The sequence below is a fragment of the Shimia sp. R9_1 genome, assembly GCF_017743775.1.
Classification (GTDB): domain Bacteria; phylum Pseudomonadota; class Alphaproteobacteria; order Rhodobacterales; family Rhodobacteraceae; genus Shimia.
In genome coordinates this window covers 829,669-851,861 of sequence record NZ_JAGHRN010000002.1, presented here as the reverse complement: position 1 = coordinate 851,861, position 22,193 = coordinate 829,669, and the positions used below count along the sequence as shown (strand labels likewise).

Here is a 22,193-nt window from a genome sequence, read left to right as displayed (position 1 = left end):
TGCTTTTGGAGCAAATTCGCAGACCCGGACCTTCGGTGAGCCACTGGCAAGCTGCTAAATTCCCGGAAATAAATGACAAACGGGTTGCGCATCCAATGCCTTCAAAAGACGCATGTTCGCTCATCCCCCACGTCCTACCTAAGAGTTCCAGGGGAGGTCATTTCGCCAATTCTCTTGCGAGTGCGTCATTAACACTGCGGTAGGCTGGTTCGATCCAGTTGGAATTCCAGAACCAAAGGTAGAAACCACGGTCGACCTCGTGCTGGATGACTTTCGTGCCGCCTTCAACAGGTTCCAGAAGCCAGCGGTGATCGAATGTGATGACTCCGGGAATACCGCCATACTGGCGCAACTCGCGCTCCGGATTCAGGGCTATCACTGTCGCGGTCATTTCCAAGATGTTGCCTTTCGGGTCACGCACCTTGTTCTGCAACTTCGCACCCTGGGCATAGGTCCCTTCCACCGAGACAAAAACGGGGTTCCATTCTGAGTAAGCCTTTGTGTCGATTAAAACCGCCCATACTTGCTCCGGGGTGGCAGGAATGACGGTTTCGACATGGAACGTCTTGCGGGTAAAGGCGCCCGCCACCGCTACAAAGGCGAGGGCAGGCAGACCCCACTTGAGGATCGACCAGAGCATCACATATACCTGTCAAACCAACCCATCAGCTCTTCGGGGTGGCTGCCCACATAGTCATAGGCCGCGAAGCGGCTCTTTTCGATGTCCAGCATACGCATGTCTTTTTCCACTGTGAGGGCTTGGTAGTAATCCTCCACCATGCCAAGCTGTGTCCAAGGATCGTTCTTGTTTTGCACCACAAGCGTCGGCACGGTCACATTATGCGCTTCTTTGACGAAGTTGGGTTGCCCCATGTCAAAGCCAAGACGCTGCTCGCTGACTTTCTCACCGGCCTTCACCATAAAGTTTGGCATGCCCAGGGCCTTCATGAAGCAGGTATACAGAAGCGGCTGAACCGCTATCATTGCCTTCACATTCTTACGCTCGGCCAAACCATTGTCACGACCATAGGCATAGGTGGTGGAAGCCGATCCCATGCAGATCGACAAAAGACCAATGGACGCTTCGGGGAAGCGCGCGGAAACAAAATCTACAGCGCCGATCACATCTTTGGCCTCTTCGGGTCCCCAGGATACCCAAGGGATCGGCCCCAAGTCGCTCTCCCCGTGACCGCGCATGTCATACATCAACACCGAGTAGCCCTGCTCCATCAGATACTCCGCCTGACGCAGGAATTTGATGTCCTGTTTCCACGGGGTGATCGGCCCATGGCCCTTGGGCGTCCAGCCGCCCCGGTTGCACTGCACACCAAAGTGAGTCTGCACGATCACCTTGTCGCTGCCGCCATGGATCAACCAGCCTCTGAGCGTCACACCGTCTTCGGTCTGAAACGCCACGTCTTCATAATCGAGGCCGTAAGCATCCGGGCTGTCAAACAAAGGGGACTGCCCCGGTTTGACCATCATGTTGGAAATCACTTTGCCAAACATCACCATAGTCCTCACAGATGCGCATCATACCAAGCGATCATCTCCGCCGGGTTTTGACTAAAGTAGCGATAACCCTCGTAGCGCACGGGCGTCCCTTCGATCCAGAGCAGCTTCTTGTCTTCATTCTGAAGCTTTGCAAAAATGCCTTCGGCATCACTTGGTTTGGTGGTCAGGTCGTCTTTCACCTGCACCAACATTGTGGGCAAGGTGACCTTGTCCGCGCGCGCTATCGCGTTGCTGTCGGTGTGACGGAAGCTGCTGTAGTAACTATAGCGCTCGTTGAACCGTTCCACCGCATTCTCAACTCCGTTGTCGATCAACGCCCGCTCAATAAACGGCTGCGCCGAAAGCGGCTGTACAGCGATCATACAGATAATATCTTCGAACTCTTCTGGATGTTTTTCCATCGCAATGAATGTTGAATTGCACCCCATACACTGGCTGTGCAAAGCAATCTTGGCTCTCGGCATCCTTTCTTTGGCATACCGCACAGATCCGATCACGTCTCGCCATTCAATCGCGCCAACACCACAGATATTGCCCGCACCTTCCGCCGAATGCCCGTGGCCGCGTAAATCATAGGCCAGTACGTTGTAACCTGCGTCATGCAGCGCCTTGTAGGCTTCGACAAAGTTCACCTCGAACCCGCCCTGACCGGTCCACGGGTCCAGATGACCGGGATAGCCATAGCGATTTGCGCCAATGAAGTGGTTCACGATGATCAGTTTGTTGCTGCCTTCGGCAGGGATGAACCAACCATCGAGCATGACCCCATCCATTGCCGGGAAAAACACGTCCTCATAATCCAAGCCATAGTCGGACGGGCGGCGCAGGACCGGGGTTCGGAAAGCGAAACTGACGCCCTTGGCGATCTGGTCGATCATTGCATCTTCTTGGGTCTTGTCCATTTGGGGTCCTTTCGGCGTTTCAGAGGCAAGGCTCTGTTTTGGAAGAATGCCAGCTACTACGGCGGCAGCGGTGGTGGAAAGAAACTGTCGGCGGGTTGGGGTCACGGGAATCATCAACTTTACAACCTGATCAATACTGTCAGCTTGTATTTTACATATGAATGCAACTTGTCAAGACGTAAGGTGAGCGCTATTTGTCGCTCAGACCTCGAAAACGCGCATGACCATGACTGAAACCGAAGAAAAGATCCTGAACGCCGCAATACAGACCTTTGTCCGTTACGGCGCACGCAAGGCATCGATGAACGACATTGCCCATGCAGCGGGTGTGTCACGCCAAACGCTTTACGATGCGTTCGGCGGCAAGGACGGGTTGATCAGGGCCTCGATCCGCATCGTGACCGACAGAAACCTGGCTCAGGTGCGTGCGGCACTGGAGGGGACCGCAGAGCTGTCTGACCAACTGGATACCTATTTCGCAAACACCATTGTGAAGAGCTTTGAGTTGCTACAAACAGCAGGCGACATGGAAGATCTGATCTCAGGTCATAACACGGCGGGCAAGGAGGAAATTGAACGCTCACATGCACGCCACGAAAAGCTAATTGCCGAACTGCTCGCCCCATATGAGCGGGAGATCCAAAGGAACGGCCTGACCGTCACCCAGCAGGCGCATTTCATCGTAACGACAGTCATGGGTTTCAAAAACGGCGCGAAGACACGTGAGGATTTGAACAGTCTTTTGATGGCGCTTAAGGCAAGTGTTCTTCGAGTTGCTAAAGTAAACTTAGGATAACGTTCACTCCTGAACCTGCCAGCAGGAACCTAAAGAAGTTTCACCTGTCTCCAGACGCCGTCCATTTTGAATCCAAAGTTGCAGTCAGAGAAAATCGTAGCATATGTATGCTTTGGGCTCCGGCCAAGCGCCCGCAAGGATCGGTTTTATAGTCCGATTTCGGTGACCTGCTTACGTTTTGCAGGCTCCGCTCTCTGTGCATTGCGTGATTCAGACAATACTCAGCATCAGTCAGGATGGGCTCTGAGCTACCGCTCGCCGCAATCAGTTTGTAGGTCCGCTTTCAATAATCGCCTTTACTTTGCGCAGTCCGGTCTCTTCGCTTGGCTCCTATAGCTGCATCGCGCAGCATCGTTCAAAGCTAATCAGTGTGCGCCTTTCCCCGAAGCACACCCGAGCGGTATTCAAAAGCGATCAACAAATCGCAGGTCGCGCGACTGCCCCAAACCCGGCGGTTCTCCCCACCAGGGAAAGGCTAGCAAGCCACTCTAGTAGCGACTTGCCACGCCCTCTGACAGGAAGTCCTAGCCAGCCATATCTGCATATATGAGGCATTCCCTGCCCTATTCGCCTGGCCGGCCCCCAATCCTCATAGAGGCGCTTCCTAGCAACAGGACTGAGCGTGCCCGACTATGTCTGTGCATCAACTCAAAACCCCACGCTGGCTTGCCTGAGGCTCCATATCGGGCGGAGCTGGGCAATTTGCACAAGACAATCAGCCATGACCAAACAGTCCTACGACGAAGAAACCGCCCGAGCATACTTAGCGGTCGAATATCCCCGCTGCCCAGAAGATCAGATCCCGTTTCTCGTCCAGAAACTTACGGCAAGGGAATGGGAGAACGCTCCCCTTCCGAAAGCAACAGGGATCGTTGTCACCAATCACATCCGCCACACACTGACGGTCTACGAAGCATTGCTGAAGCGTTACAAACTGAGCCGCAGTCAAGCGCGTTTGTGGGTTTCTGACGAGGTCAATGCAATGACCACAGCATGGCGCGAAGGAGCGCCCATACGAGCGCTGAGGAGAGCCAGAAAGCGTCGCAAAGACACACCCGCGCCGAAGCAGCGGATCACACCAGTGAGCTCTGAGCACGCGCAGAACGCGCCTACGGAGACACCCACCAAGCAAGGTCTTTTCCCTCACATGCCTCAGACAAGGACATGACTGAGCGCACTATCACATCGCATCGAAACAAGATCACGAGGTGATAGAAAATGACCGCCAGCCCAACTGCAGAAATGCTTGCCCAAGCCATTGATGCGTCGGAAATGACACAAAAGGAAATCGCTGACCAGATTGGCATGAAGAACGCCAATGTCATTAGTATGATGAAACAGGGGATCACCAGAATTCCCTTAAGTCGTATCCCCGCCCTTTCTGAAACCTTGCAGATCAACGCGCAGACTTTCCTCATGACCGCCATTGAAGAATATCACCCAACAACCCACGAAGTCTTGGCGGATGTTCTTGGACTGCCTTTGAGTGAAACCGAGATGAGATTGCTTGATCTCCTGAGGACGACCGAAGCAAGCGGGTTCATTGATGTGATTGGCCCACTATGGAGACACATGGAAAGACTTTTAGAGTTGGTGACCGAGGAGAGGACATGAACCAGATTAGCTAGACTTAAGCGAGCCCCAAAGCTTCACGCTATCGCTCTAGCGACGCTCTTCGCTTGGCTCGGCTACGCCTCACAGCTCAAGCGTCGAGGAATTGGCCTACATTCGGTTCAAGCGATCCTTCGGATCGTTTCCCTCATTCGGCCAATTCCATTTCTTTCAGAGAACGAGTGATCGGTAGTTGTCATTAGACAATAGGAAACAATTACCATCTCTCGACGGCCGTTAATCAGAACCAAAACAAGGTTTACCCATAGCGTCGCACCGGGCTCCAATGTTTTGTATCAGGTGTCGAAGAACTCACGGAAGATTACAAAGTCTTCGATGTTGGGCTCATATCCCAAAGACTTGGTCACGTAGTCTGCGACCGTTGTAGAGTCGGCGACTGAAGCTTTAATCAACTCCACATCTGAAGAACCGCTCGGAACGAGCTTGGACCAAGTTCTTTTGACAATGCGGTTGAAATCGTTGCTCGCGCCGAGATCTCGGATTTGATCAGACGTCAGCTGCAAGAGCAAATGCCAGTGCGGATTGACACCAGCTTTTTCAGGGAACGCAATCCAGTTGATGCGCTCATCATAGCGCTTCAACCATTTCGGCCCCACAATCTCTCGATTCACTCTGCCATCCCAATTCCGCAGGCGGTCTTTCATGCGTTCGCGCTTGAAACTTTGGTCGTTTGTCGTGAGCGTGACCAGATGTGTAAAATACATAGGACCAAGCCATTCACGCATCGCATCACGAATACTTATCTGGTTCCGGTAACCGAATTGTTTGGGGGAGCAGTTCATGTAAACATTATATCAAAACGCTAAAACGGGGTGAAGGGTTTTCCCTGAAAAACAGGGACTTAACCCAATCATCCGACAGAAGCAGCTATCTTATACAGCCGCACGCGCGCGGCATGACTTTAGTTTGTTACAACATAAATGATACATAGGCACCCCCAAGCAAAAGAGCACGGGTCGCATACAGATCCACACAGCTAGAAGCAGCCACGCAATAAATACCAGGCAATGTCAGAATTCCGACGCTTCTACATATTCTGATCAGGCTTAAATGGTGCCCGGGGGCGGAATCGAACCACCGACACGAGGATTTTCAATCCACTGCTCTACCCCTGAGCTACCCGGGCACGGGAAGGCTGTTGACCTTGGGTGGGGTGCTTCTATGTCAGCCGCGCGGGGCTGTCCAGAGGGAAATGACAAAAAAATTTAATGCAATCGCGAAGACTGTTTTTCGATCTCTTCCAACGCCTCAATCGCCTCTTCAGGATCCTGAGACGGCACCGCATAATCGCGTGAAAACCACTTGTTCAGGTCGATATCGGCGCAACGCTTGGAGCAGAACGGGCGGTAGTCCGCCACGGTCTCTTTCTTACAGATCGGACAGCTCATTTCAGCACCTCCGACAGCGGCGCGCGGGCGTTTTTGCGCTGCAGCTCATAGTGGCCAAGCGGGGTCCAGCCCACCAGCGTGGTCTCGATCTGATCACGCTTGAAGGCGGCGCGCAGCGCGCTCTCAAACCCACGGCGGTCCTTCTTGGGCATCGGGGCCAGATCCAGCACAATCTGCCCGCCAAGGCCGCGCACACGCAGCGCCCGCGGCAGGGCTTTGGCAACCGCAAAATTGGCTTTGGTGCCCGCAGCCGGGGAGGTGTCGCGGCCGGTGTTCACATCCACCGCCACCAGCGCGCGGGTCGGCTCCACATACATGTAGGCCCCACCGCCCAGCGCCACCTCGGCGCCCTCCGCCATCTCCAGCGCATCAAGCACGCCATGGCTGTCAAAACTGCCCGCCTCGGTCACCACCTCCGCAGGTTCTGACCAATCGCGCCAGGCCGAGACATGCGGGCCGTCGCCTTCGCTCAGCATCTCCGCCGCACCTTCCGCATCCGCCAGAACCGCTTCACAAAGATCCAGCATCGCGCGGATGTCTTCCGCAATATCCTCTTCCGCCGCGTCTTCACAGGCGGAGCGCAGAATCAGACCAATGCGCGCCTCTTCAGGCAGACCACCGGCCTCCGCATGGGCAATCGCCAGCAGCGCGTCGCGCGCATCATCATCGCGGATCGAGCGGCTCACATTCACGCCTGGCGCTCCGGGGGTGACAATCACATAGCGGCTTTTGAACAGGATTTTCTGCGTCACCGGAATGGCTTTGCCAGGCTCGGCAATGCCGGTGACCTGCACCAGCATCTGATCTCCCGGCGCAAGCCCCTTCACCTGCCGCAGAAAGGCCGCGCCATCCGGCGTCTTCAGGAACATCCCGCCCTGCCCCTTCACAGGCCGATCGGCAACCGCACGGTAGATCGTGCCCACCCGCGGCGCATCGCCCTCAATCAACAGGTCATCAAGCTGACCATCCACCATAAGAGCAGCGGCCTCGCGCCCATTGATGTGGTCGAGAATGATCTGACGCCCCTTCATCTGCGCATCCTTTTATGTGTTTTGGTAAAGCGGATATCCGGCGGCCTGCAAAAGCCCGGCTGTCTCCGCAACGGGCAGCCCCACAATGCCAGTGAATGATCCGGAAATCCACGGAACGAAGGCCCCGGCCGGCCCCTGAATGGCGTAGCCCCCCGCCTTGCCTTCCCAGTCGCCGGTGGCGAGATAGACATTGAGCTCCGCGTTGGACAGCCGTTTCATCTTCACAGCGCTCTCCACCTCGCGGGTCCAGAGCTGCTCGCCTTGGCGCACCGCAACCGCAGTGATCACCCGGTGGCGACGCCCGGAAAGCGCCATGAGAAACTCTGCTGCCTCTCCGGCATCCGCAGGTTTGCCCATAATCCGACGCCCCAAGGCAACGGTGGTATCGGCGCACAGCACAATATCCTCAGGCGCGGCCTGCACAGCCTCCGCCTTCTGCCGCGCAATGCGCGCGCAATAGGGGCGGGGCAGCTCATTTTTGAGGGGGGTCTCATCAATATCGGGCGGGCGGATCTCATCCGCCACAACCCCAATCTGTGCCAGCAATTCCCGGCGGCGCGGACTGCCGGAGCCCAAGATCAACTTCATCTCAGACCTCGTTTTGTCTGTCCGCGCAAAGGCTTACTTGAAGCGATAGTTGATCCGACCCTTGGTCAGATCATAAGGTGTCATCTCGACTTGGACTTTGTCGCCAGCCAGAACACGGATGCGGTTCTTGCGCATCTTGCCCGCCGTATGTGCGATGATCTCATGGCCGTTTTCCAGCTCGACCCGAAACGTCGCATTGGGCAGGAGTTCCTTCACGACACCGGGAAATTCGAGCAGTTCTTCCTTGGCCATGGTTTCTCCTTCACATTACACCCGCCTGTTGCGGGCTGCCCCTAAATGATCCCAAATGTGCTGCTTTTCAAGGGCAAACTCCCGCCAATTGCGCAAAAGTGACCCTCCGAATGCCTTATGACGCTGTGGAAACCGACGCACCCCAGCGCTTTTGCAGATAGGCCACGATCTCATCACGCGCCATCCGGTAGGCTGCGAGCTTGGCCTCACGTGCATCGCCGGTGGTCGCACCGCTTGGGTCTGACACCGGCCAGAACTCCAGATCAAGATGATCAAAGCGGGTTAGCTTTTCCGCCTCAGCCCGACTCGCGGGCGTCAGGGCCACCACCATGTCAAAGCTAGAGAGGTCATCGCCAAGCTTCTCCATTTCTGCAAAACTGCGGGTGCGGTGGCGGGCAAGCTCCACGCCGATCTCGTCGCAGACGGCAATCGCAAAGCCGTCGATGTCCAGATCGCTGCGAATCCCGGCAGATTGCACGTAAACATCCATACCGTAGAGCTTTTTCATGATGCCCTCCGCCATCGGAGAGCGCACCGCATTCTGATCACAGCAAAACAGAACCGACTGTGGCAAAGGCTGTTTCTGGTCCGTCTTTGCCACTTGCCTCAGCCTCCGAAATGCAGAACGCAGATCAGGGTGAAAAGCCGTCGTGCGGTGTCCGTGTCCACCTCGGCCTTCCCCTCAAGCCGCTCCTGCAGCACGCGCGCGCCTTCGTTGTGAATGCCGCGCCGCGCCATATCAATGGTCTCGATCTGGCTCGGCGGCAGGGTCTTCACTGCGTCAAAATAGCTCTCACAAATCGCCCAGTAATCTTTCACAACCTGACGAAACGGGCTCAGGCTCAGGTGAAACTCCGCCGCCTTGTCCCCGCCTTCGGTCGCCACATCAAACACCAGCCGCTTTTCGCGAATGGCGAGATCCACGGAGAACGGCCCGTCAGGCACCACCCGATCCTCCCGCTTGGGCAGCTCAAAGCTGTTGTCCTCCAGCAGGTCAAAAATCGCGACTTTGCGCTCCTGATCAATCTCCGGCGTGGGCGGCGGCAGGTTGCGGTCGTCAATCTGAATGTGGCTGATCCGGGACATGGCTGCCTCTTCTCGGTGTTGCGATGCAGCATGAGTAGCGCAGCCGCGCCCGCCTTGTCTATGCACCGTCTGCCTCAAGCCGATCTCACGTCACGGCGCGACACGCTTGACAGGGCCCTGTCCGCCACGCGATGCCGGGGCCACCCGCTCGCGACAAAGGATCTCCTGATGCCCAACGCCCTGCCCTGCTTTGACCTCTCCGGCCAAAACGCCCTGATCACCGGCAGCACCGACGGGCTTGGCCTTGCCGCCGCCGAACTTCTGGCTGAGGCTGGCGCGCATGTGTGGATCAACGGCCGCAACGCCGCGCGCTGCGCAGAGGTCACCGCCACACTCAAATCGCGCGGATGGGCGGCCAGCCCCCTGCCCTTTGACGTGTCAGATGAGACCGCGGCCGAGGCCGCCTTTGCCACGCTGCAAACCGCCGGAGGCCTGCCGATCCTCATCAACAATGTCGGCCTGCGTGACCGCCGCAACCTGCCAGAGTTCACCCAAGCCGATCTGCAACGCCTGTTTGGTGTCGATCTGATCGCCCCCTTCCGGCTGTGCCAGCGCGCAGCCACGCAGATGCAGGCAAGGGGCTACGGCCGCATCGTCAACATTTCTTCGATTGCCGGGCTCATCGCGCAACCGGGCGACGCCGCCTATACCTCAGCCAAGGCAGGCCTCAATGGCATGACCAAAGCTCTGGCCGCCGAACTCGGCCCCTCCGGCATCAACGTCAACGCCGTGGCCCCCGGCTTCTTCAAAACCGCCCCCAACATGGAGGCGGCAAAAGATCCCGCACTTGCAGAAAAGCTCAACAACGCCACCGCGCTCAAACGCTGGGGAGAGCCCGCAGAACTCGCCCCCGCGCTGCTGTTTCTGGCCTCCCCCGGCGCAAGCTATGTCACCGGACAGGTCTGGGCCGTCGACGGCGGTTACACCAGCCATTACTGAAGCGTTCAGCCCCACCAAAACTGGGAGCTGAGGCTTCCTCTTGCCGTAAATATCCCGGGGTGAGCCGCCTCTAGAAAACTGTCCAGTGGACAGTTTTAGCGGCGAACGGGCGGAGCCCCGAACAGCCTGATGTGGCAGGGGCAGCGCCCCTACACGTCTACTCTTCGTTCAGCGCATCCAGCCGCGCGCGCACGCTCAGGCCATGGGCCTCAAGGCTCTCTGAAATCGCCAAAGTTTCCGCCGCCGGGCCAATCGCTTTGAGCGCGGCGGGTGTCATCTTTGACAGGGTTGTGCGCTTGATGAAATCCATCACCGACAGACCGGAACTAAAGCGGGCAGAGCGCGCCGTGGGCAACACGTGGTTGGGGCCACCCACATAATCGCCAATTGCCTCAGGGGTATATTGGCCAAGGAAAATGGCCCCCGCGTGGGTGATCTCTTCTGCCAGCGCATCCGGATCAGCCACACAAAGTTCAAGGTGCTCCGGCGCAATCCGGTTGGAAAGCTGCGCCGCAGTCGCCAGATCGGGCACGGTCACAACCGCCCCGAAATCACGCCAGCTTGCTCCCGCAATCTCGCGCCGCTCCAGCGTCTCAAGACGCTTGTCCACCGCCGCAGCCACCGCCGCGCCAAAGGCCTCGTCATCGGTGATCAGGATCGACTGCGCGCTTTCGTCATGCTCGGCTTGGCTCAGCAGATCGAGCGCGATCCAATCCGGATTGTTGTCCTTATCGGCAATCACCAGAATCTCGCTCGGGCCAGCGATCATATCGATGCCCACCTTGCCAAACACCCGGCGCTTGGCCGCCGCCACAAAGGCATTGCCCGGCCCGGTGATCTTATCCACCGGCGCAATTGTGTCCGTGCCATAAGCCAGCGCCGCCACAGCCTGCGCCCCGCCGATGCGGTAGATCTCATCCACGCCCGCTAGCTTGGCGGCGAGCAGCACCAGCGGATTGGCCACACCGTCCGGCGTTGGCACCACAATCGCCAGCCGCTCCACCCCGGCCACCTTGGCGGGGATGGCATTCATCAAGACAGAAGACGGATAGCTTGCCAGCCCACCCGGCACATAAAGCCCCGCAGCCGATACCGCCGTCCAGCGCCAACCCAGCGTGGCCCCGCTTTCGTCGGTCCAGCTCGCATCTTCCGGCATCTGGCGCGCGTGATAGGCGCGCACCCGCTCCGCCGCCAGTTCAAGTGCTGCGCGATCCGCGTCAGTCACCTGCGCGCAGTACTCTTCGATCTCAGTTTCCGAGAAGCGCAGCGTCTCCGGTGTCAGCTCCAACCGGTCAAACTTTGCCGTCAGCTCGATCACCGCCGCGTCGCCCCGATGTCGCACATCTGCGATGATGTCGGCCACCACCGCATCCACATCCGGGCTGTCCTCGCGCTTGGCGCTCAGAAGCGCGGCAAAGCGGGTCTCAAAATCTGCATCAGAACTGTTCAGAAACTGCGGCATGAGTGTCTCCTTTGTGCGGTGTCTTAACGGGCAGGACAAAGGGTCTCAAGCGATCAGCGCAGATGCGGCGATCTGCGGCAGAAAACGTTGCGCAACGCACGCGGCCTTAACGGGCCTCATGACGTCAAAAGTCGGAAAATTGCACCTACGCGATACCGACATCACGGTTTTGCGCCGCATTTTCGCGCCCCGCGTCGTTAACTTTTGGCGAAAAAAGTCAGGCCGCGTCGAGTCGCTTCAGCATCAGCACGTCATCGCGCGCCACGCCGTTCACAATCACAGAGCGCGGCCGCAGCCCGATCTGCTCAAATCCCAAAGCCGCATAAAGCGCCCTTGCGCCCGCGTTTGTGGCGTCCACACAGAGCTCAAGCTGCAGCAACGCCTTGCCCCGCGCCGCATCAATCGCCGCCTGCATCAGCTGTTGCCCAAGGCCACGGCGTCGCGCCGAGGGCTGCACATAAAGCGGGCCGATGTCTGCCATATGGCGCAGCCGCTGCGGCCCGCCCTGATGCATACCGACAAAGCCCACAAGGGTCGCGCCCTCAAAGGCACCAATAACGGCGCCTGAGGCCAGCTTCGTAATCAGGCCGCTGTCCAGAGCGCCCAAGGCTTCCTCCGCTGTCAGCAGAAAGGCCGCAGGTTCAGAGGTAAGCCCCTGTATCCAAAGCGCTTTATAGGCCTCCAGATCATCCGCCGTCAGGGTACGGATCATTCCGGATGGCTCGGTGTGGTTTTGGACACCGCCATATAGGGCCGCGTCACATCCTTCAGCGTGGCCTCCAGCGCCTCCACCTTCAGACGGATCGCGCCATCCCCCGCCAGCGTCAGCGTGACGAACCCTTCGGCATCCTCACCAGCCTCAAAGCCAACAGACAGCAGCGACAGAATCGTATCCGCATCCCCGCGCGCCACCCCCTGAGAGGCCACCGACAGCACGTTTTCAAACAACAGCACCGCCTGAACCCGCTCCACCGAGCGCCCGCGCGCTTCAGCAGAGGTCTGATCCTCCCAGCGGAAGCGGTTCAAGAGAATGGCAAATCTGCGCTCCTTGGGCAGCCACTGCATTTCAGTGGCCGGAAAAACCGCATCCTGCGCCAGTGTGGACAGAACCTGCAGGTCCTCCCCATCAAGCGCCCCAAGGTTCAGCGGGCGATCGCCGCCATCTTCAAACCGCGCGTCCTGTGTCACTACTCACTCACCCTCTCAATATGGGCCCCAACATTGCTGAGCTTTTCCTCAACCCGTTCATAGCCGCGATCCAAATGATAGACGCGACTGACAACGGTTTCACCCTCTGCCGCCAGCCCCGCAAGAATCAGCGACACGGAGGCGCGCAAATCGGTCGCCATCACCGGCGCCCCCTTGAGCGTTTCCACCCCATGCACCGTCGCCGTGCCGCCATGCACCTCGATGTTTGCGCCCATCCGCACCAGCTCCGGTGCGTGCATGAACCTGTTTTCAAAGATCTTTTCTTCCAGCACAGAGGTGCCTTCAGCAGTACACATCATCGCCATGAACTGGGCCTGCAGGTCAGTCGGGAAGCCCGGGAACGGCTCGGTGGTCACATCCACAGCCTTCACCCGGCCATTTTTGCGCGCCACTTTCAGGCCCTTATCGGTCTCTTCCACGTCGATTCCCGCCTCATGGAGTTTGGCCACAAAGCTCTCCACCAGATCCATACGACCACCAAGCAGCTCAACCTCTCCACCACAGAAGGCAGGCGCGAGCATAAAGGTGCCCAATTCGATTCGGTCGGTCACCACAGGGTGAGTCGCGCCATGCAGCCGGTCCACACCCTGCACGGTGATGTCACTGGTGCCATCCCCTTCAATCTGAGCGCCCATTGCGCGCAGACAGGTGGCCAGATCCACAATCTCAGGCTCCCGCGCGGCGTTCTTGATCACCGTGGTGCCCTTGGCAAGTGTCGCAGCCATAAGGATATTTTCGGTTGCGCCCACGGAGGCAAAAGACAGCTCAATCACCGCGCCTTTCAGACCATTCGGTGCTTTGGCGTGCAGATAGCCGTCCTTCAGCTCGATCTCAGCACCCAGTTTTTCAAGGCCAAAGATGTGCAGATCCATCGGCCGCGCGCCAATCGCACAGCCGCCTGGTAGCGACACAACCGCATGCCCAAGCCGCGCCAGCATCGGCCCCAACACAAGGTTGGAGGCGCGCATTTTGCGCACGATGTCATAGTCCGCCACATGGTTGTTGATGTCATGGCTCGACATCGCCAGCACCTTGCCGTCCTGCAGGCTGGTCACTTCAGCACCCAACGAGCTCAGCAATTGGCTCATGGTCTTGATATCACTCAGCCGCGGCGCATTGGTCAGCGTCAGCGGCTCTTCGCTCAAAAGCGTCGCAGGCATCAGGGTGAGACAGGCATTCTTGGCCCCGGCAATGGGGATTTGCCCTTTCAGCGGCCCGTTGCCGCGCACGATGATCGAATCCATTTAATCCTGCCTTTTGTTCTCAACTGCCTCAATCTCTTCGGACGCGTCCGTCGGCGTAGCGCGCGCACGCGCCTGCGCCTTACGGCGCCCCATGTTGGCTTTCAATGCAGCCTTCAGACGGTCTTCGCGATCTGAGGCTTTTTTGGCTTTATTTACAGGGGTCGATTTGCGTTCCATGAAGTTTCTTTACATGAGGTGCAAAAAAGGGTCCAGATTGCCCTTGCACCCGTCAGATTTTGCGCCTAAAAGCCGCGCCACGGTAACGCTGCTGTAGCTCAGTGGTAGAGCGCACCCTTGGTAAGGGTGAGGTCGGGAGTTCAATCCTCCCCAGCAGCACCACCGTCATCCCCTTAAACGAACATCACTTTTTATCGTGCAAAAGTGCCCAAGCCTATTTCTCGCCAGGGCAATAAAACATGCACGCTAAAAAGCGTTCCGATGCGGCCTGCATGTGCGATGCCGCTCCACTGAGGGAATCAGCGCAACCAGCAACCGCCCCGGCGACAGCGATTCGCCCCCTTCTGCGCGCCACTCCGAACCAATCCCTGAGCGACTCGCCCTTTGAGCAAATTTCAGAAACAATCATCCCTCACCGCTGAAGCGTAGCAAACGGCCCTCCCCGCCCGCGATCCGCGCGCCCGATTGGTTCCCTTTCAGAAACACCCACCACGCCAGTTTTTCTCTCAGTTTTTGGGCCACCTTGAAAAACGGCCAAAATGTGGCGCAAATATGGACCCCGACCAGGCACGCCACGCCACAATTGCGCCCCAATTGAGAAACAATCAGCCGTAACCCGTTGAAACTCATCGCCCATTGGTCCGGCACAATCACGCCCCTTTCACGTCGATTTTTCCAAAATTTTTTAAGTTTTTATTTCTCTAACGGCACATTTCGCGCATATTTGGCTCACATCCGACTGGGGGATGGGTTCGGCTAGGGGCAGCCACCAAAAATTGTAATACGCATCCGTGTGATGCCGCTTGTGACCGCTTTACTGCGGCACGGAGCCGATCTTTTGCGGCCTGTGCCCCATCGCCGGTTCAAGCCGGTACCGCCCGGAGAGGAAGAGGTACTATGGCTGATCCAAGAGGTCCCGGAATCGTAGACGGCACCGAAACAGACGACATTGTCGAAGTCGGAAGCGTCGATGGACAAGGCGACACTGCAGACAGCTCCGGAAACACCATCAGCACGCAAGATGGCTCTGATACCATCCGTGCGGGTGCAGGTGATGATACGATCTTCGCAGGCAACGGCAGCGACCTGGTCTTTGGCGGGGCAGGCGACGATCGTATCATTGCCGACGAAACAGGCACTGACAGCGATAGCTCCGAACCCGCAGGCGACGACATCATCGTGGGCGGCGCAGGCAATGACACCGTATTTGGCGGTGCTGGCAATGACGCGATTTTTGGCGACTACAAACCGGGCACACCGCCGGTTCAGTCTGTGCGCGAAAGCTTCAACTGGGATGATCTGGGCGCGCAGGCCGACGGCGATGCCATCACCGTACCGCAGTCTCAGGACACTGGCTCCGTTTCCGTCACCCTGACCACGTCCGGCACCACCTCCTTTGAAGCGGATGCTCAGCTGGTGAGCGACCTTAACACCGGCGACGAAGCAGCCAATCCAAACAGCGGCGCGCTGTCCGCAACCGGCAACGGCATCAACGCCACAGCCACGCAAGCGCTGGCGTTTTCCGAAGCGGTTGAAAACGTTCAGTTCCGCATCAACGACATCGACGAAGACTCCGTTGTAAAGGTCCGCGCATGGGATGCGGACGGCAACCCGGTTGAGGTCACCCTCACCGCAAGCGATCTGACCAACCTGCATCTGACTGACATCGACGGCGACGGCGCCACCGAGGCCTCCATCGCAGACGGCACTGCTCCCGGCGACGCAGAAGACGCCGATAATTCCGTCGTGGTCGACATTCCGGGTCCAGTGGCACGGTTGGAAATCATCACCGTCAACTTGGATGACGCACCTGCCGACGTGACCATCAGCGATGTTTTCTTTGACGCCTCGCCAGATGCGAATGATCTGCTGATCGGCGGCGCAGGTGATGACATCATCCTTGGTCAGTTTGGCGATGACACCATTGTCGGCATGGACGGCAACGACACCATGTTTGGCGGCGAAGATCAGGACACCTTCGTTCTGGTCGGCCCCGGTGACGTGATAGACGGCAATGAAAGCGGCGTTGATTTTGACACGATCAACCTCTTCCGCGCGGCAGAAGACGCCAATCCGGGCGGCACGCTGCGCATCGAATTTGATCCCGACAACGCAGAAAACGGCACCATTTTCTTTCTTGATGCCAATGGTGTGGAAACCGGCTCCGCCATTTTCCGCAACATCGAAAACATCACCGACACGCCAGTGGTGGTCTGCTTCACCCCCGGCACCCGCGTGCTGACCCCCATGGGCGAAGTGCCGGTCGAAAACCTGCAGGCAGGTGACAAAGTTGTCACCCGCGACAACGGCCTTCAAGAGATCCGCTGGACCGGGCGCAAACATGTCTCGGGCCGCGAGCTGATGAAAACGCCAAACCTGCGTCCGATTCTGATCAAGAAAGGCACCCTTGGCCCCAACCAGCCGGAGCGGGACATGATGGTGTCGCCAAACCACCGGATGCTGCTGGTGTCAGAACGCGCCGAACTGCTGTTTGAGGAACGCGAGGTGCTGGTGGCCGCCAAACACCTGACCCATCTGGAAGGTGTGGAGCAGGTCGACACCGTGGGTGTCGAATACATTCACTTCATGTGTGACCACCACGAGGTGGTGCTCGCAGATGGCGCATGGAGCGAAAGCTTCCAGCCCGGCGAATACTCGCTGGATGGCATTGGCCGCGAACAGCGCGACGAAATCTACGCCCTCTTCCCCGAGCTGCAAAAGCTCGAAGGCCTGAAGCGTTACACCGCCGCACGCCTGTCGCTGAAACGGGACGAAGCCAAGCTGCTCGGCTGACACCGCACGCACCACGCGCCGCAATCTGGCACATCAAATATCGCTATGAGATGGGCTGGCCTTCGGGCCGACCTGTCTCGTTTTTGCGCAGGCCTCTGGACAGCACGCAGGCTTGCCTGTTCAATCCGCCGCAACTGCCCTCAAACCTGACGGAGCCGCGATGCCTGCGCCCAAGAACACCTTCAAAGCCGCCCTTGCCGCCAAACAGCCCCAGATCGGTTGCTGGATGAGCTTTGGCTCCCCCCTCGCCGCAGAGCTGATGTCCACCACCGGTTTTGACTGGCTGGTGATTGACGGCGAACATGCCCCCAATGACCTGCTCTCTATCACCGACCAGCTGCGCGCCATGAACGGGAGCGCCAGCCATCCGGTGGTGCGTGTGCCGATCTATGAGGATTGGATTCTGAAACAGGTGCTGGATGCGGGCGCACAAACCGTGCTGGTGCCGATGATCGACACCGCAGAAGAGGCCGCCGCCGTCGTGCGCGCCTGCCGCTATGCCCCCGCAGGCGTGCGCGGCATGGGCGGAGCTGGTTCCCGCGTGACCGGCTTTGGCGCCATCTCCGACTACGTCAGCAATGCCAACGAGGAAATCTGCGTGCTGGTGCAGGCCGAAAGCCGCGCGGCGCTGGCCAATCTGGATGAGATTCTCGCGGTGGATGGCGTCGATGGTGTGTTCATCGGCCCCGCAGACCTCTCCGCCGACATGGGCTTCCCCGGCAACTCCGATGAACCAGCGGTACAGGCGGCCATCGCAGAGGCCATTCAAACCATCACCAAAGCGGGCAAAGCCGCGGGCATCCTGACCTTTTCCCAGGAGGCCGCGAAACGCTATCTCGATCTCGGCGCGACCTTCGTGGCGGTGGGAATGGACACGCTCCTGCTCGCCAAAACCGCCCGCGCACTCTCCGCAGAGGTTAAGGCCCTGACCTGAGGCGATTCCGTCGTCCCTTAAGCAGTGGAGCAATAGGCCGCCCCACTCCGAAAACACACCACATGCGTGGCTCAGCGCGCATGTGGACCCAACGTCAATACACTCAGATGGCGCGTTCTTTGCCCAAAGATCGGCTCCAAACGTGCCAAAACCGTATAAAAATTAGGCATTTTCTGCCTGCTTTCCCCTGCAACTCTTTCGTCATTTCATTGAAAATCTTCTGGCAACGCCCTTAAAAACCAAGGATATGGAGAGAGACGCGCCCTCTGGCACCAGCCAGGCGCGGCCCAAAGCCCAAGGCGCGCGGAACTTTCTGTTGCAGAGGCGGGGGGCCGGTTTCTAGGGTGTGTACGCAACAAAAAAGCGGCCTGTCCGCACCCAATAGGCAAAGACTTACTCAGGGGATCACATATGAGCGCACCGCTCCTTTCCATCAAAGGTCTGACCAAGGCCTACCCCGGCGTGGTGGCCAATGACGACGTCTCCTTTGACATCGGACACAACGAAGTACACGCCCTGCTCGGCGAAAATGGCGCGGGCAAATCCACGCTGGTGAAAATGATCTACGGTCTGGTGAAGCCCGACAGCGGCGCCATGACATGGAACGGCGAGCCCTTCGCCCCGTCCGAGCCCAAAGCCGCCCGCGCCTCAGGCGTGGCGATGGTGTTTCAGCACTTCTCCCTTTTTGACGCGCTGAACGTGGCGGAGAATGTCGCCCTTGGCATGGAAAACCCGCCGTCGATGCGCGACCTTGCACGCCGCATCCGCCGCGTGTCGGAAACCTACGGCCTGCCGCTCGATCCCAACCGCACCGTAGGGGATCTCTCTGCCGGGGAACGTCAGCGCGTGGAGATCATCCGCTGCCTGCTGCAGGACCCCAAACTGCTGATCATGGACGAACCCACCTCGGTTCTGACCCCGCAGGAAGTGGACATCCTGTTTCAGACCCTAAACAAGCTGAAGGCCGAGGGCACCTCGATCCTTTATATCTCCCACAAGCTCGAAGAGATCCGCACGCTTTGTGACCACGCCACCATTCTGCGCCTTGGCAAGAATGTGGGCGAATGTGTGCCCGCCGACACCTCTGCCCGCGATATGGCGGAAATGATGGTGGGCGACACACTGCAAACGCCGACCCGCACCACCGACAAAGCGGGCGATGTGGTGCTGGATGTCTCTGGCCTTTCCATTGAACCAAGCAATCCTTTCGGCACCACGCTCAAAAACATCCACTTCACCGTGCGCGCAGGCGAAATCCTCGGCATCGGCGGCGTGGCTGGCAACGGGCAGGACGAACTGCTGGCCGCGCTGTCTGGCGAAGCGCTGACATGGCCGGATGCGATCAAGGTCAACGGCGAAGAGATTGCCAGCCTTGGGCCCAATGCCCGCCGCGATCGCGGCATTCTCGCCGCCCCCGAAGAGCGTCTGGGCCACGCCGCCGCGCCGGACCTGAGCCTGACAGAAAACGCCCTGCTGACCGGGGCCATCCGCGAAGGGCTGACCAAAAAAGGCTTTGTGAACTGGTCCAGCGCCAGTGACTTTGCCAACCGCATCATCAAGAGCTTTGACGTGCGTACCCCCGGCAACCACGTGGCCGCCCGCGCGCTCTCTGGTGGCAACCTGCAGAAATTCGTGATTGGCCGCGAAGTGCTGCAACGGCCCAAAGTGCTGGTGGTGAACCAACCTACATGGGGCGTGGATGCCGCCGCCGCTGCGGCCATCCGCCAATCCCTGCTCGATCTCGCCGCCGAAGGGGCGGCCATCGTTGTGATCTCACAAGACCTCGACGAACTGATGGAAATCTCTGACCGCTTTGGCGCACTGAACGAAGGCCGCCTGTCTGACATCCGCTCCGCCGCAGGGCTGACGATTGACGAAATTGGCCTGATGATGGGCGGTGCCCACGGCATGGAAGTCGCCCACGTGGGCGAGAACGACCAAGAAGGAGCAAGCGCATGATCGCGCTTCAAAAACGCCCCACCCCGTCCCGCGCCCTGTCGCTGGCGACACCGCTGATCGCGGTCATCATCACCATGATCATGGGCGGCATCCTCTTTGCCGTGCTTGGCAAAAACCCGGTGGAAGCCATCCGCACGATCTTCTGGGATCCGGTCTTTGGCGAGTTTGCCTTCTACTACCGCCCGCAGCTTCTGGTGAAAGCCGCGCCGCTGGTGCTGATCGCTATTGGCCTGTCGCTGGGCTTTAAAGCCGGCATCTGGAACATCGGGGCCGAAGGCCAATACATCATGGGCGCCATCTGTGGTGCCGCCGTGGGGCTTGCGGTCTATCCGACAGAAAGCCGCCTGATCTTCCCGGTGATGATCCTCGCAGGCGCGCTGGGGGGCTGGGCCTGGGGCATGATCCCCGCCCTGCTGAAAGTCCGCTTTGGCACCAATGAAATCCTCGTGTCATTGATGCTTGTCTATGTGGCAGAGCAATTCCTGGCCTCCATGTCGCTGGGCCTTTTGCGCAACCCCGACGGCCACGGTTTCCCCGGGTCGCGCAACTTTGGCGACTACCCGGCGGCCAACAGCTGGATCAACGAGGCCGCAGGCCTGCACTGGGGCATGGCATTTGCCTTTATTGCGGTGATCTTTGCCTATGTGCTTCTGAACCGCCACATCCTCGGCTTTAACATCCGCCTCACCGGCGAGGCCCCCCGCGCGGCCCGCTTTGCCGGTGTGAACCCCACCCGTCTGATCCTCTTCTGCCTTGGCACCTCCGGCGCACTGGCAGGTATGGCAGGTCTGTTTGAAGTCACCGGGCCCTCCGGTCAGGTCAACATCGACTTCGCCTCAGGCTATGGATTCACCGCGATCATCGTGGCCTTCCTCGGCCGTCTGCACCCGGTCGGCATCCTGCTCGCAGCCCTGCTGATGGCCCTCACCTACGTGGGCGGTGATCTGGCACAGGGCAATTTGGGCCTGCCTTCTGCCGCCATTCAGGTCTTCCAGGGGATGCTCCTGTTCTTCCTCCTGGCACTCGACCTGCTCACCAACTACCGCGTGGTTCTGAAAACGAAGGGCGTCGCATAATGAGCACCCTCTTTCAGATTTTTCAGGGCGCGCTTGGAGCAATGCTCACCATTTTGGTGGTTTTTCTTGTGATGGACGCAGGCTGGCAAGCAGTTCCGATATTGGCCTACTTCTTTGCCATTGGAGCTGCAATCTACGGCCTTCTTTGGCTGTTACATCGAAAGTTTGTTGGGCAGGTGCGCCCTAATCCAGATGATCAGCACCCAAAATCCACCCGTTTCCTTTCTTTGAAGGTCGGGACAGGCATTTGTCTTTTTGCTTTGATCGTAGCCGTGGGAGCTAACGAATAATGGATCTCTCAGCCATCAACCCCGTCCTTCTGATCGCCTCCCTCATGGTGGCGGCGACCCCGCTGCTGCTGGCGGCGATTGGCGAACTTGTTGTCGAGAAAGCCGGCGTGCTGAACCTCGGCGTCGAAGGCATGATGATCGTGGGCGCGATCTGCGGCTTTGCCATCGCGGTGGAGACCACCTCCCCCATGCTGGGCCTGTTGGCCGCCATGGTCGGCGGCGCGGTGCTCTCGCTGCTCTTTGCCTTCCTCACACAGTTTGCACTGGCCAATCAGGTGGCATCAGGCCTCGCGCTCACGCTCTTTGGCTTGGGGCTCTCAGCCCTCATGGGACAGTCCTATGTGGGCATCAAGCCGCCCGCTCTGGCGAAACTCGACATTCCGGTGATCTCTGACATCCCGGTGATTGGTCCAATCTTCTTCTCCCATGATCCCGTGCTTTATGTGGGCATCGCCCTCACCGCCGCTGTCTGGTGGTTCCTCAAGAAATCGCGCGGCGGGCTGATCCTGCGCGCAGTTGGCGAAAGCCATGATGCCGCCCACGCGCTCGGATATAACGTGATCCGCGTGCGCATTCTGGCGATCATGTTTGGCGGTGCCTGCGCGGGCCTTGGCGGTGCCTATATTTCGCTCATCCGCGTGCCGCAGTGGACCGAAGGCATGACCGCAGGTGTCGGCTGGATCGCCCTCGCCCTTGTGGTGTTCGCCAGCTGGAAACCCTGGCGCGTTCTTCTCGGTGCCTATCTTTTTGGCGGCATCAATGTTTTACAGCTCAATTTGCAGGCGGCAGGCATTGCCATTCCGGTCGAATACTTGGCAATGTCTCCCTATCTGATAACCATCCTCGTTCTGGTTATCATGTCGGCTGACAAGAGCGGCGCACCCGCCTCGCTTGGCCGTACCTTCCACGCCTCCCAGTGA

The 22,193-nt window shown here is 58.7% G+C and carries 26 protein-coding genes and 2 tRNA genes; 11 read left to right on the top strand and 17 right to left on the bottom strand.

What is annotated here, in order from left to right:
- Positions 1-157: 157 nt before the first annotated feature.
- Genes J7399_RS10445 through J7399_RS10435 form a run of 3 tightly spaced genes read right to left on the bottom strand, consistent with a single transcriptional unit; the run spans position 158 to position 2,417 of the window.
- Positions 158-640 carry an SRPBCC domain-containing protein gene (locus J7399_RS10445; protein WP_209085865.1) on the bottom strand — a complete coding sequence of 161 codons (483 nt, stop codon included), beginning with the start codon at positions 638-640 and terminating at the stop codon, positions 158-160.
- Positions 640-1,509 (bottom strand): alpha/beta hydrolase, encoded by an 870-nt coding sequence (locus J7399_RS10440; protein WP_209085863.1) that lies wholly within the window; start codon positions 1,507-1,509, stop codon positions 640-642. The genes J7399_RS10445 and J7399_RS10440 overlap by 1 nt, the downstream gene beginning before the upstream one ends.
- An 11-nt stretch (positions 1,510-1,520) precedes the next feature.
- Positions 1,521-2,417: an alpha/beta fold hydrolase gene (locus J7399_RS10435; protein ID WP_209085859.1), complete on the bottom strand. Its 897-nt coding sequence runs from the start codon at positions 2,415-2,417 to the stop codon at positions 1,521-1,523.
- A gap of 220 nt (positions 2,418-2,637) precedes the next feature.
- On the opposite strand from J7399_RS10435, the gene J7399_RS10430 reads away from it, so the two are divergent.
- From J7399_RS10430 to J7399_RS10420, 3 genes are all read left to right on the top strand, one after another.
- Positions 2,638-3,213, top strand: coding sequence for a TetR/AcrR family transcriptional regulator (locus J7399_RS10430; RefSeq protein ID WP_209085857.1), 576 nt, complete (start codon positions 2,638-2,640; stop codon positions 3,211-3,213).
- A gap of 721 nt (positions 3,214-3,934) precedes the next feature.
- On the top strand, positions 3,935-4,381 hold the full coding sequence (locus J7399_RS10425) for a DUF2293 domain-containing protein (protein WP_209085854.1): 447 nt from the start codon (positions 3,935-3,937) through the stop codon (positions 4,379-4,381).
- A 50-nt stretch (positions 4,382-4,431) separates the two neighbouring features.
- On the top strand, positions 4,432-4,827 hold the full coding sequence (locus tag J7399_RS10420) for a helix-turn-helix transcriptional regulator (RefSeq protein ID WP_209085852.1): 396 nt from the start codon (positions 4,432-4,434) through the stop codon (positions 4,825-4,827).
- Between the two features lie 293 nt (positions 4,828-5,120).
- Here the strand turns inward: J7399_RS10420 and J7399_RS10415 are convergent, their stop codons facing one another.
- The 8 genes from J7399_RS10415 to J7399_RS10380 form a co-directional block, all read right to left on the bottom strand.
- Positions 5,121-5,627, bottom strand: a complete 507-nt coding sequence (locus tag J7399_RS10415) for a hypothetical protein (RefSeq protein ID WP_209077234.1) — start codon at positions 5,625-5,627, stop codon at positions 5,121-5,123.
- 269 nt (positions 5,628-5,896) lie between these two features.
- Positions 5,897-5,971 (bottom strand) — tRNA-Phe (locus J7399_RS10410).
- A 79-nt stretch (positions 5,972-6,050) separates the two neighbouring features.
- Positions 6,051-6,233 (bottom strand): DNA gyrase inhibitor YacG, encoded by a 183-nt coding sequence (gene yacG / locus J7399_RS10405; protein ID WP_209085849.1) that lies wholly within the window; start codon positions 6,231-6,233, stop codon positions 6,051-6,053.
- On the bottom strand, positions 6,230-7,264 hold the full coding sequence (locus J7399_RS10400; protein ID WP_209059716.1) for a ribonuclease E/G: 1,035 nt from the start codon (positions 7,262-7,264) through the stop codon (positions 6,230-6,232). The genes yacG and J7399_RS10400 overlap by 4 nt, the downstream gene beginning before the upstream one ends.
- A 12-nt stretch (positions 7,265-7,276) precedes the next feature.
- Complete coding sequence (locus tag J7399_RS10395; protein ID WP_209085846.1) at positions 7,277-7,852, bottom strand: nucleoside triphosphate pyrophosphatase; 576 nt, start codon at positions 7,850-7,852, stop codon at positions 7,277-7,279.
- Between the two features lie 33 nt (positions 7,853-7,885).
- Positions 7,886-8,104 (bottom strand): translation initiation factor IF-1, encoded by a 219-nt coding sequence (infA, locus tag J7399_RS10390; RefSeq protein ID WP_007205486.1) that lies wholly within the window; start codon positions 8,102-8,104, stop codon positions 7,886-7,888.
- 115 nt (positions 8,105-8,219) lie between these two features.
- The gene (locus J7399_RS10385; protein ID WP_209059700.1) at positions 8,220-8,705 is read right to left on the bottom strand and encodes a low molecular weight phosphatase family protein; all 486 of its coding nucleotides are present in this window, start codon (positions 8,703-8,705) and stop codon (positions 8,220-8,222) included.
- 5 nt (positions 8,706-8,710) lie between these two features.
- Positions 8,711-9,190: a UPF0262 family protein gene (locus J7399_RS10380; RefSeq protein ID WP_209059698.1), complete on the bottom strand. Its 480-nt coding sequence runs from the start codon at positions 9,188-9,190 to the stop codon at positions 8,711-8,713.
- Positions 9,191-9,358: 168 nt separating this feature from the next.
- Here J7399_RS10380 and J7399_RS10375 point away from each other — a divergent pair, with 168 nt between their 5' ends.
- Complete coding sequence (locus J7399_RS10375) at positions 9,359-10,129, top strand: SDR family oxidoreductase (RefSeq protein WP_209085843.1); 771 nt, start codon at positions 9,359-9,361, stop codon at positions 10,127-10,129.
- Positions 10,130-10,286: 157 nt separating this feature from the next.
- On the opposite strand, the gene hisD is transcribed toward J7399_RS10375, so the two are convergent.
- The 5 genes from hisD to J7399_RS10350 all read right to left on the bottom strand — a co-directional run bounded on the left by hisD (position 10,287) and on the right by J7399_RS10350 (position 14,221).
- Positions 10,287-11,591 (bottom strand): histidinol dehydrogenase, encoded by a 1,305-nt coding sequence (gene hisD, locus J7399_RS10370; protein ID WP_209085841.1) that lies wholly within the window; start codon positions 11,589-11,591, stop codon positions 10,287-10,289.
- 217 nt (positions 11,592-11,808) lie between these two features.
- Positions 11,809-12,303 carry a GNAT family N-acetyltransferase gene (locus tag J7399_RS10365; RefSeq protein ID WP_209085839.1) on the bottom strand — a complete coding sequence of 165 codons (495 nt, stop codon included), beginning with the start codon at positions 12,301-12,303 and terminating at the stop codon, positions 11,809-11,811.
- Positions 12,300-12,779 carry a DUF2948 family protein gene (locus J7399_RS10360; protein ID WP_209085837.1) on the bottom strand — a complete coding sequence of 160 codons (480 nt, stop codon included), beginning with the start codon at positions 12,777-12,779 and terminating at the stop codon, positions 12,300-12,302. Before J7399_RS10360 ends, J7399_RS10365 begins: the two co-directional genes overlap by 4 nt.
- Positions 12,779-14,044 carry a UDP-N-acetylglucosamine 1-carboxyvinyltransferase gene (murA, locus tag J7399_RS10355; protein WP_209085835.1) on the bottom strand — a complete coding sequence of 422 codons (1,266 nt, stop codon included), beginning with the start codon at positions 14,042-14,044 and terminating at the stop codon, positions 12,779-12,781. The genes J7399_RS10360 and murA overlap by 1 nt, the downstream gene beginning before the upstream one ends.
- Entirely contained in the window at positions 14,045-14,221 is a 177-nt protein-coding gene (locus J7399_RS10350) for a hypothetical protein (RefSeq protein WP_209059684.1), read from the bottom strand.
- 87 nt (positions 14,222-14,308) lie between these two features.
- Here J7399_RS10350 and J7399_RS10345 point away from each other — a divergent pair.
- Positions 14,309-14,383: transfer RNA gene (locus J7399_RS10345), tRNA-Thr, on the top strand.
- Positions 14,384-14,626: 243 nt separating this feature from the next.
- Here the strand turns inward: J7399_RS10345 and J7399_RS10340 are convergent.
- Positions 14,627-14,875, bottom strand: a complete 249-nt coding sequence (locus J7399_RS10340; protein WP_209085833.1) for a hypothetical protein — start codon at positions 14,873-14,875, stop codon at positions 14,627-14,629.
- 243 nt (positions 14,876-15,118) lie between these two features.
- On the opposite strand from J7399_RS10340, the gene J7399_RS10335 reads away from it, so the two are divergent.
- The 6 genes from J7399_RS10335 (at position 15,119) to J7399_RS10310 (ending at position 22,193) form a co-directional block, all read left to right on the top strand.
- Entirely contained in the window at positions 15,119-17,014 is a 1,896-nt protein-coding gene (locus tag J7399_RS10335) for a Hint domain-containing protein (RefSeq protein ID WP_209085831.1), read from the top strand.
- 160 nt (positions 17,015-17,174) lie between these two features.
- A complete protein-coding gene (locus J7399_RS10330; protein ID WP_209085829.1) occupies positions 17,175-17,948 on the top strand; it encodes an HpcH/HpaI aldolase/citrate lyase family protein in 774 nt (257 codons plus the stop codon).
- A gap of 411 nt (positions 17,949-18,359) precedes the next feature.
- On the top strand, positions 18,360-19,907 hold the full coding sequence (locus J7399_RS10325) for an ABC transporter ATP-binding protein (protein WP_209085827.1): 1,548 nt from the start codon (positions 18,360-18,362) through the stop codon (positions 19,905-19,907).
- Positions 19,904-20,983: an ABC transporter permease gene (locus J7399_RS10320; protein ID WP_209085825.1), complete on the top strand. Its 1,080-nt coding sequence runs from the start codon at positions 19,904-19,906 to the stop codon at positions 20,981-20,983. Before J7399_RS10325 ends, J7399_RS10320 begins: the two co-directional genes overlap by 4 nt.
- On the top strand, positions 20,983-21,273 hold the full coding sequence (locus tag J7399_RS10315; RefSeq protein WP_209085824.1) for a hypothetical protein: 291 nt from the start codon (positions 20,983-20,985) through the stop codon (positions 21,271-21,273). Before J7399_RS10320 ends, J7399_RS10315 begins: the two co-directional genes overlap by 1 nt.
- Positions 21,273-22,193, top strand: coding sequence for an ABC transporter permease (locus tag J7399_RS10310; protein WP_209085822.1), 921 nt, complete (start codon positions 21,273-21,275; stop codon positions 22,191-22,193). Before J7399_RS10315 ends, J7399_RS10310 begins: the two co-directional genes overlap by 1 nt.

Bases quoted from the DNA above. Each gene is read 5' to 3' on its own strand.
- J7399_RS10445 (WP_209085865.1), bottom strand. From the start codon at position 640: ATGCTCTGGTCGATCCTCAAGTGGGGTCTGCCTGCCCTCGCCTTTGTA.
- J7399_RS10325 (WP_209085827.1), top strand. From the start codon at position 18,360: ATGAGCGCACCGCTCCTTTCCATCAAAGGTCTGACCAAGGCCTACCCC.
- J7399_RS10365 (WP_209085839.1), bottom strand. From the start codon at position 12,303: ATGATCCGTACCCTGACGGCGGATGATCTGGAGGCCTATAAAGCGCTT.
- J7399_RS10420 (WP_209085852.1), top strand. From the start codon at position 4,432: ATGACCGCCAGCCCAACTGCAGAAATGCTTGCCCAAGCCATTGATGCG.
- J7399_RS10425 (WP_209085854.1), top strand. From the start codon at position 3,935: ATGACCAAACAGTCCTACGACGAAGAAACCGCCCGAGCATACTTAGCG.
- murA (WP_209085835.1), bottom strand. From the start codon at position 14,044: ATGGATTCGATCATCGTGCGCGGCAACGGGCCGCTGAAAGGGCAAATC.
- J7399_RS10440 (WP_209085863.1), bottom strand. From the start codon at position 1,509: ATGTTTGGCAAAGTGATTTCCAACATGATGGTCAAACCGGGGCAGTCC.
- J7399_RS10315 (WP_209085824.1), top strand. From the start codon at position 20,983: ATGAGCACCCTCTTTCAGATTTTTCAGGGCGCGCTTGGAGCAATGCTC.
- J7399_RS10310 (WP_209085822.1), top strand. From the start codon at position 21,273: ATGGATCTCTCAGCCATCAACCCCGTCCTTCTGATCGCCTCCCTCATG.
- J7399_RS10320 (WP_209085825.1), top strand. From the start codon at position 19,904: ATGATCGCGCTTCAAAAACGCCCCACCCCGTCCCGCGCCCTGTCGCTG.
- J7399_RS10435 (WP_209085859.1), bottom strand. From the start codon at position 2,417: ATGGACAAGACCCAAGAAGATGCAATGATCGACCAGATCGCCAAGGGC.
- J7399_RS10335 (WP_209085831.1), top strand. From the start codon at position 15,119: ATGGCTGATCCAAGAGGTCCCGGAATCGTAGACGGCACCGAAACAGAC.
- J7399_RS10375 (WP_209085843.1), top strand. From the start codon at position 9,359: ATGCCCAACGCCCTGCCCTGCTTTGACCTCTCCGGCCAAAACGCCCTG.
- J7399_RS10430 (WP_209085857.1), top strand. From the start codon at position 2,638: ATGACCATGACTGAAACCGAAGAAAAGATCCTGAACGCCGCAATACAG.
- J7399_RS10330 (WP_209085829.1), top strand. From the start codon at position 17,175: ATGCCTGCGCCCAAGAACACCTTCAAAGCCGCCCTTGCCGCCAAACAG.
- J7399_RS10415 (WP_209077234.1), bottom strand. From the start codon at position 5,627: ATGAACTGCTCCCCCAAACAATTCGGTTACCGGAACCAGATAAGTATT.
- J7399_RS10350 (WP_209059684.1), bottom strand. From the start codon at position 14,221: ATGGAACGCAAATCGACCCCTGTAAATAAAGCCAAAAAAGCCTCAGAT.
- hisD (WP_209085841.1), bottom strand. From the start codon at position 11,591: ATGCCGCAGTTTCTGAACAGTTCTGATGCAGATTTTGAGACCCGCTTT.
- J7399_RS10400 (WP_209059716.1), bottom strand. From the start codon at position 7,264: ATGAAGGGGCGTCAGATCATTCTCGACCACATCAATGGGCGCGAGGCC.
- infA (WP_007205486.1), bottom strand. From the start codon at position 8,104: ATGGCCAAGGAAGAACTGCTCGAATTTCCCGGTGTCGTGAAGGAACTC.
- J7399_RS10395 (WP_209085846.1), bottom strand. From the start codon at position 7,852: ATGAAGTTGATCTTGGGCTCCGGCAGTCCGCGCCGCCGGGAATTGCTG.
- yacG (WP_209085849.1), bottom strand. From the start codon at position 6,233: ATGAGCTGTCCGATCTGTAAGAAAGAGACCGTGGCGGACTACCGCCCG.
- J7399_RS10380 (WP_209059698.1), bottom strand. From the start codon at position 9,190: ATGTCCCGGATCAGCCACATTCAGATTGACGACCGCAACCTGCCGCCG.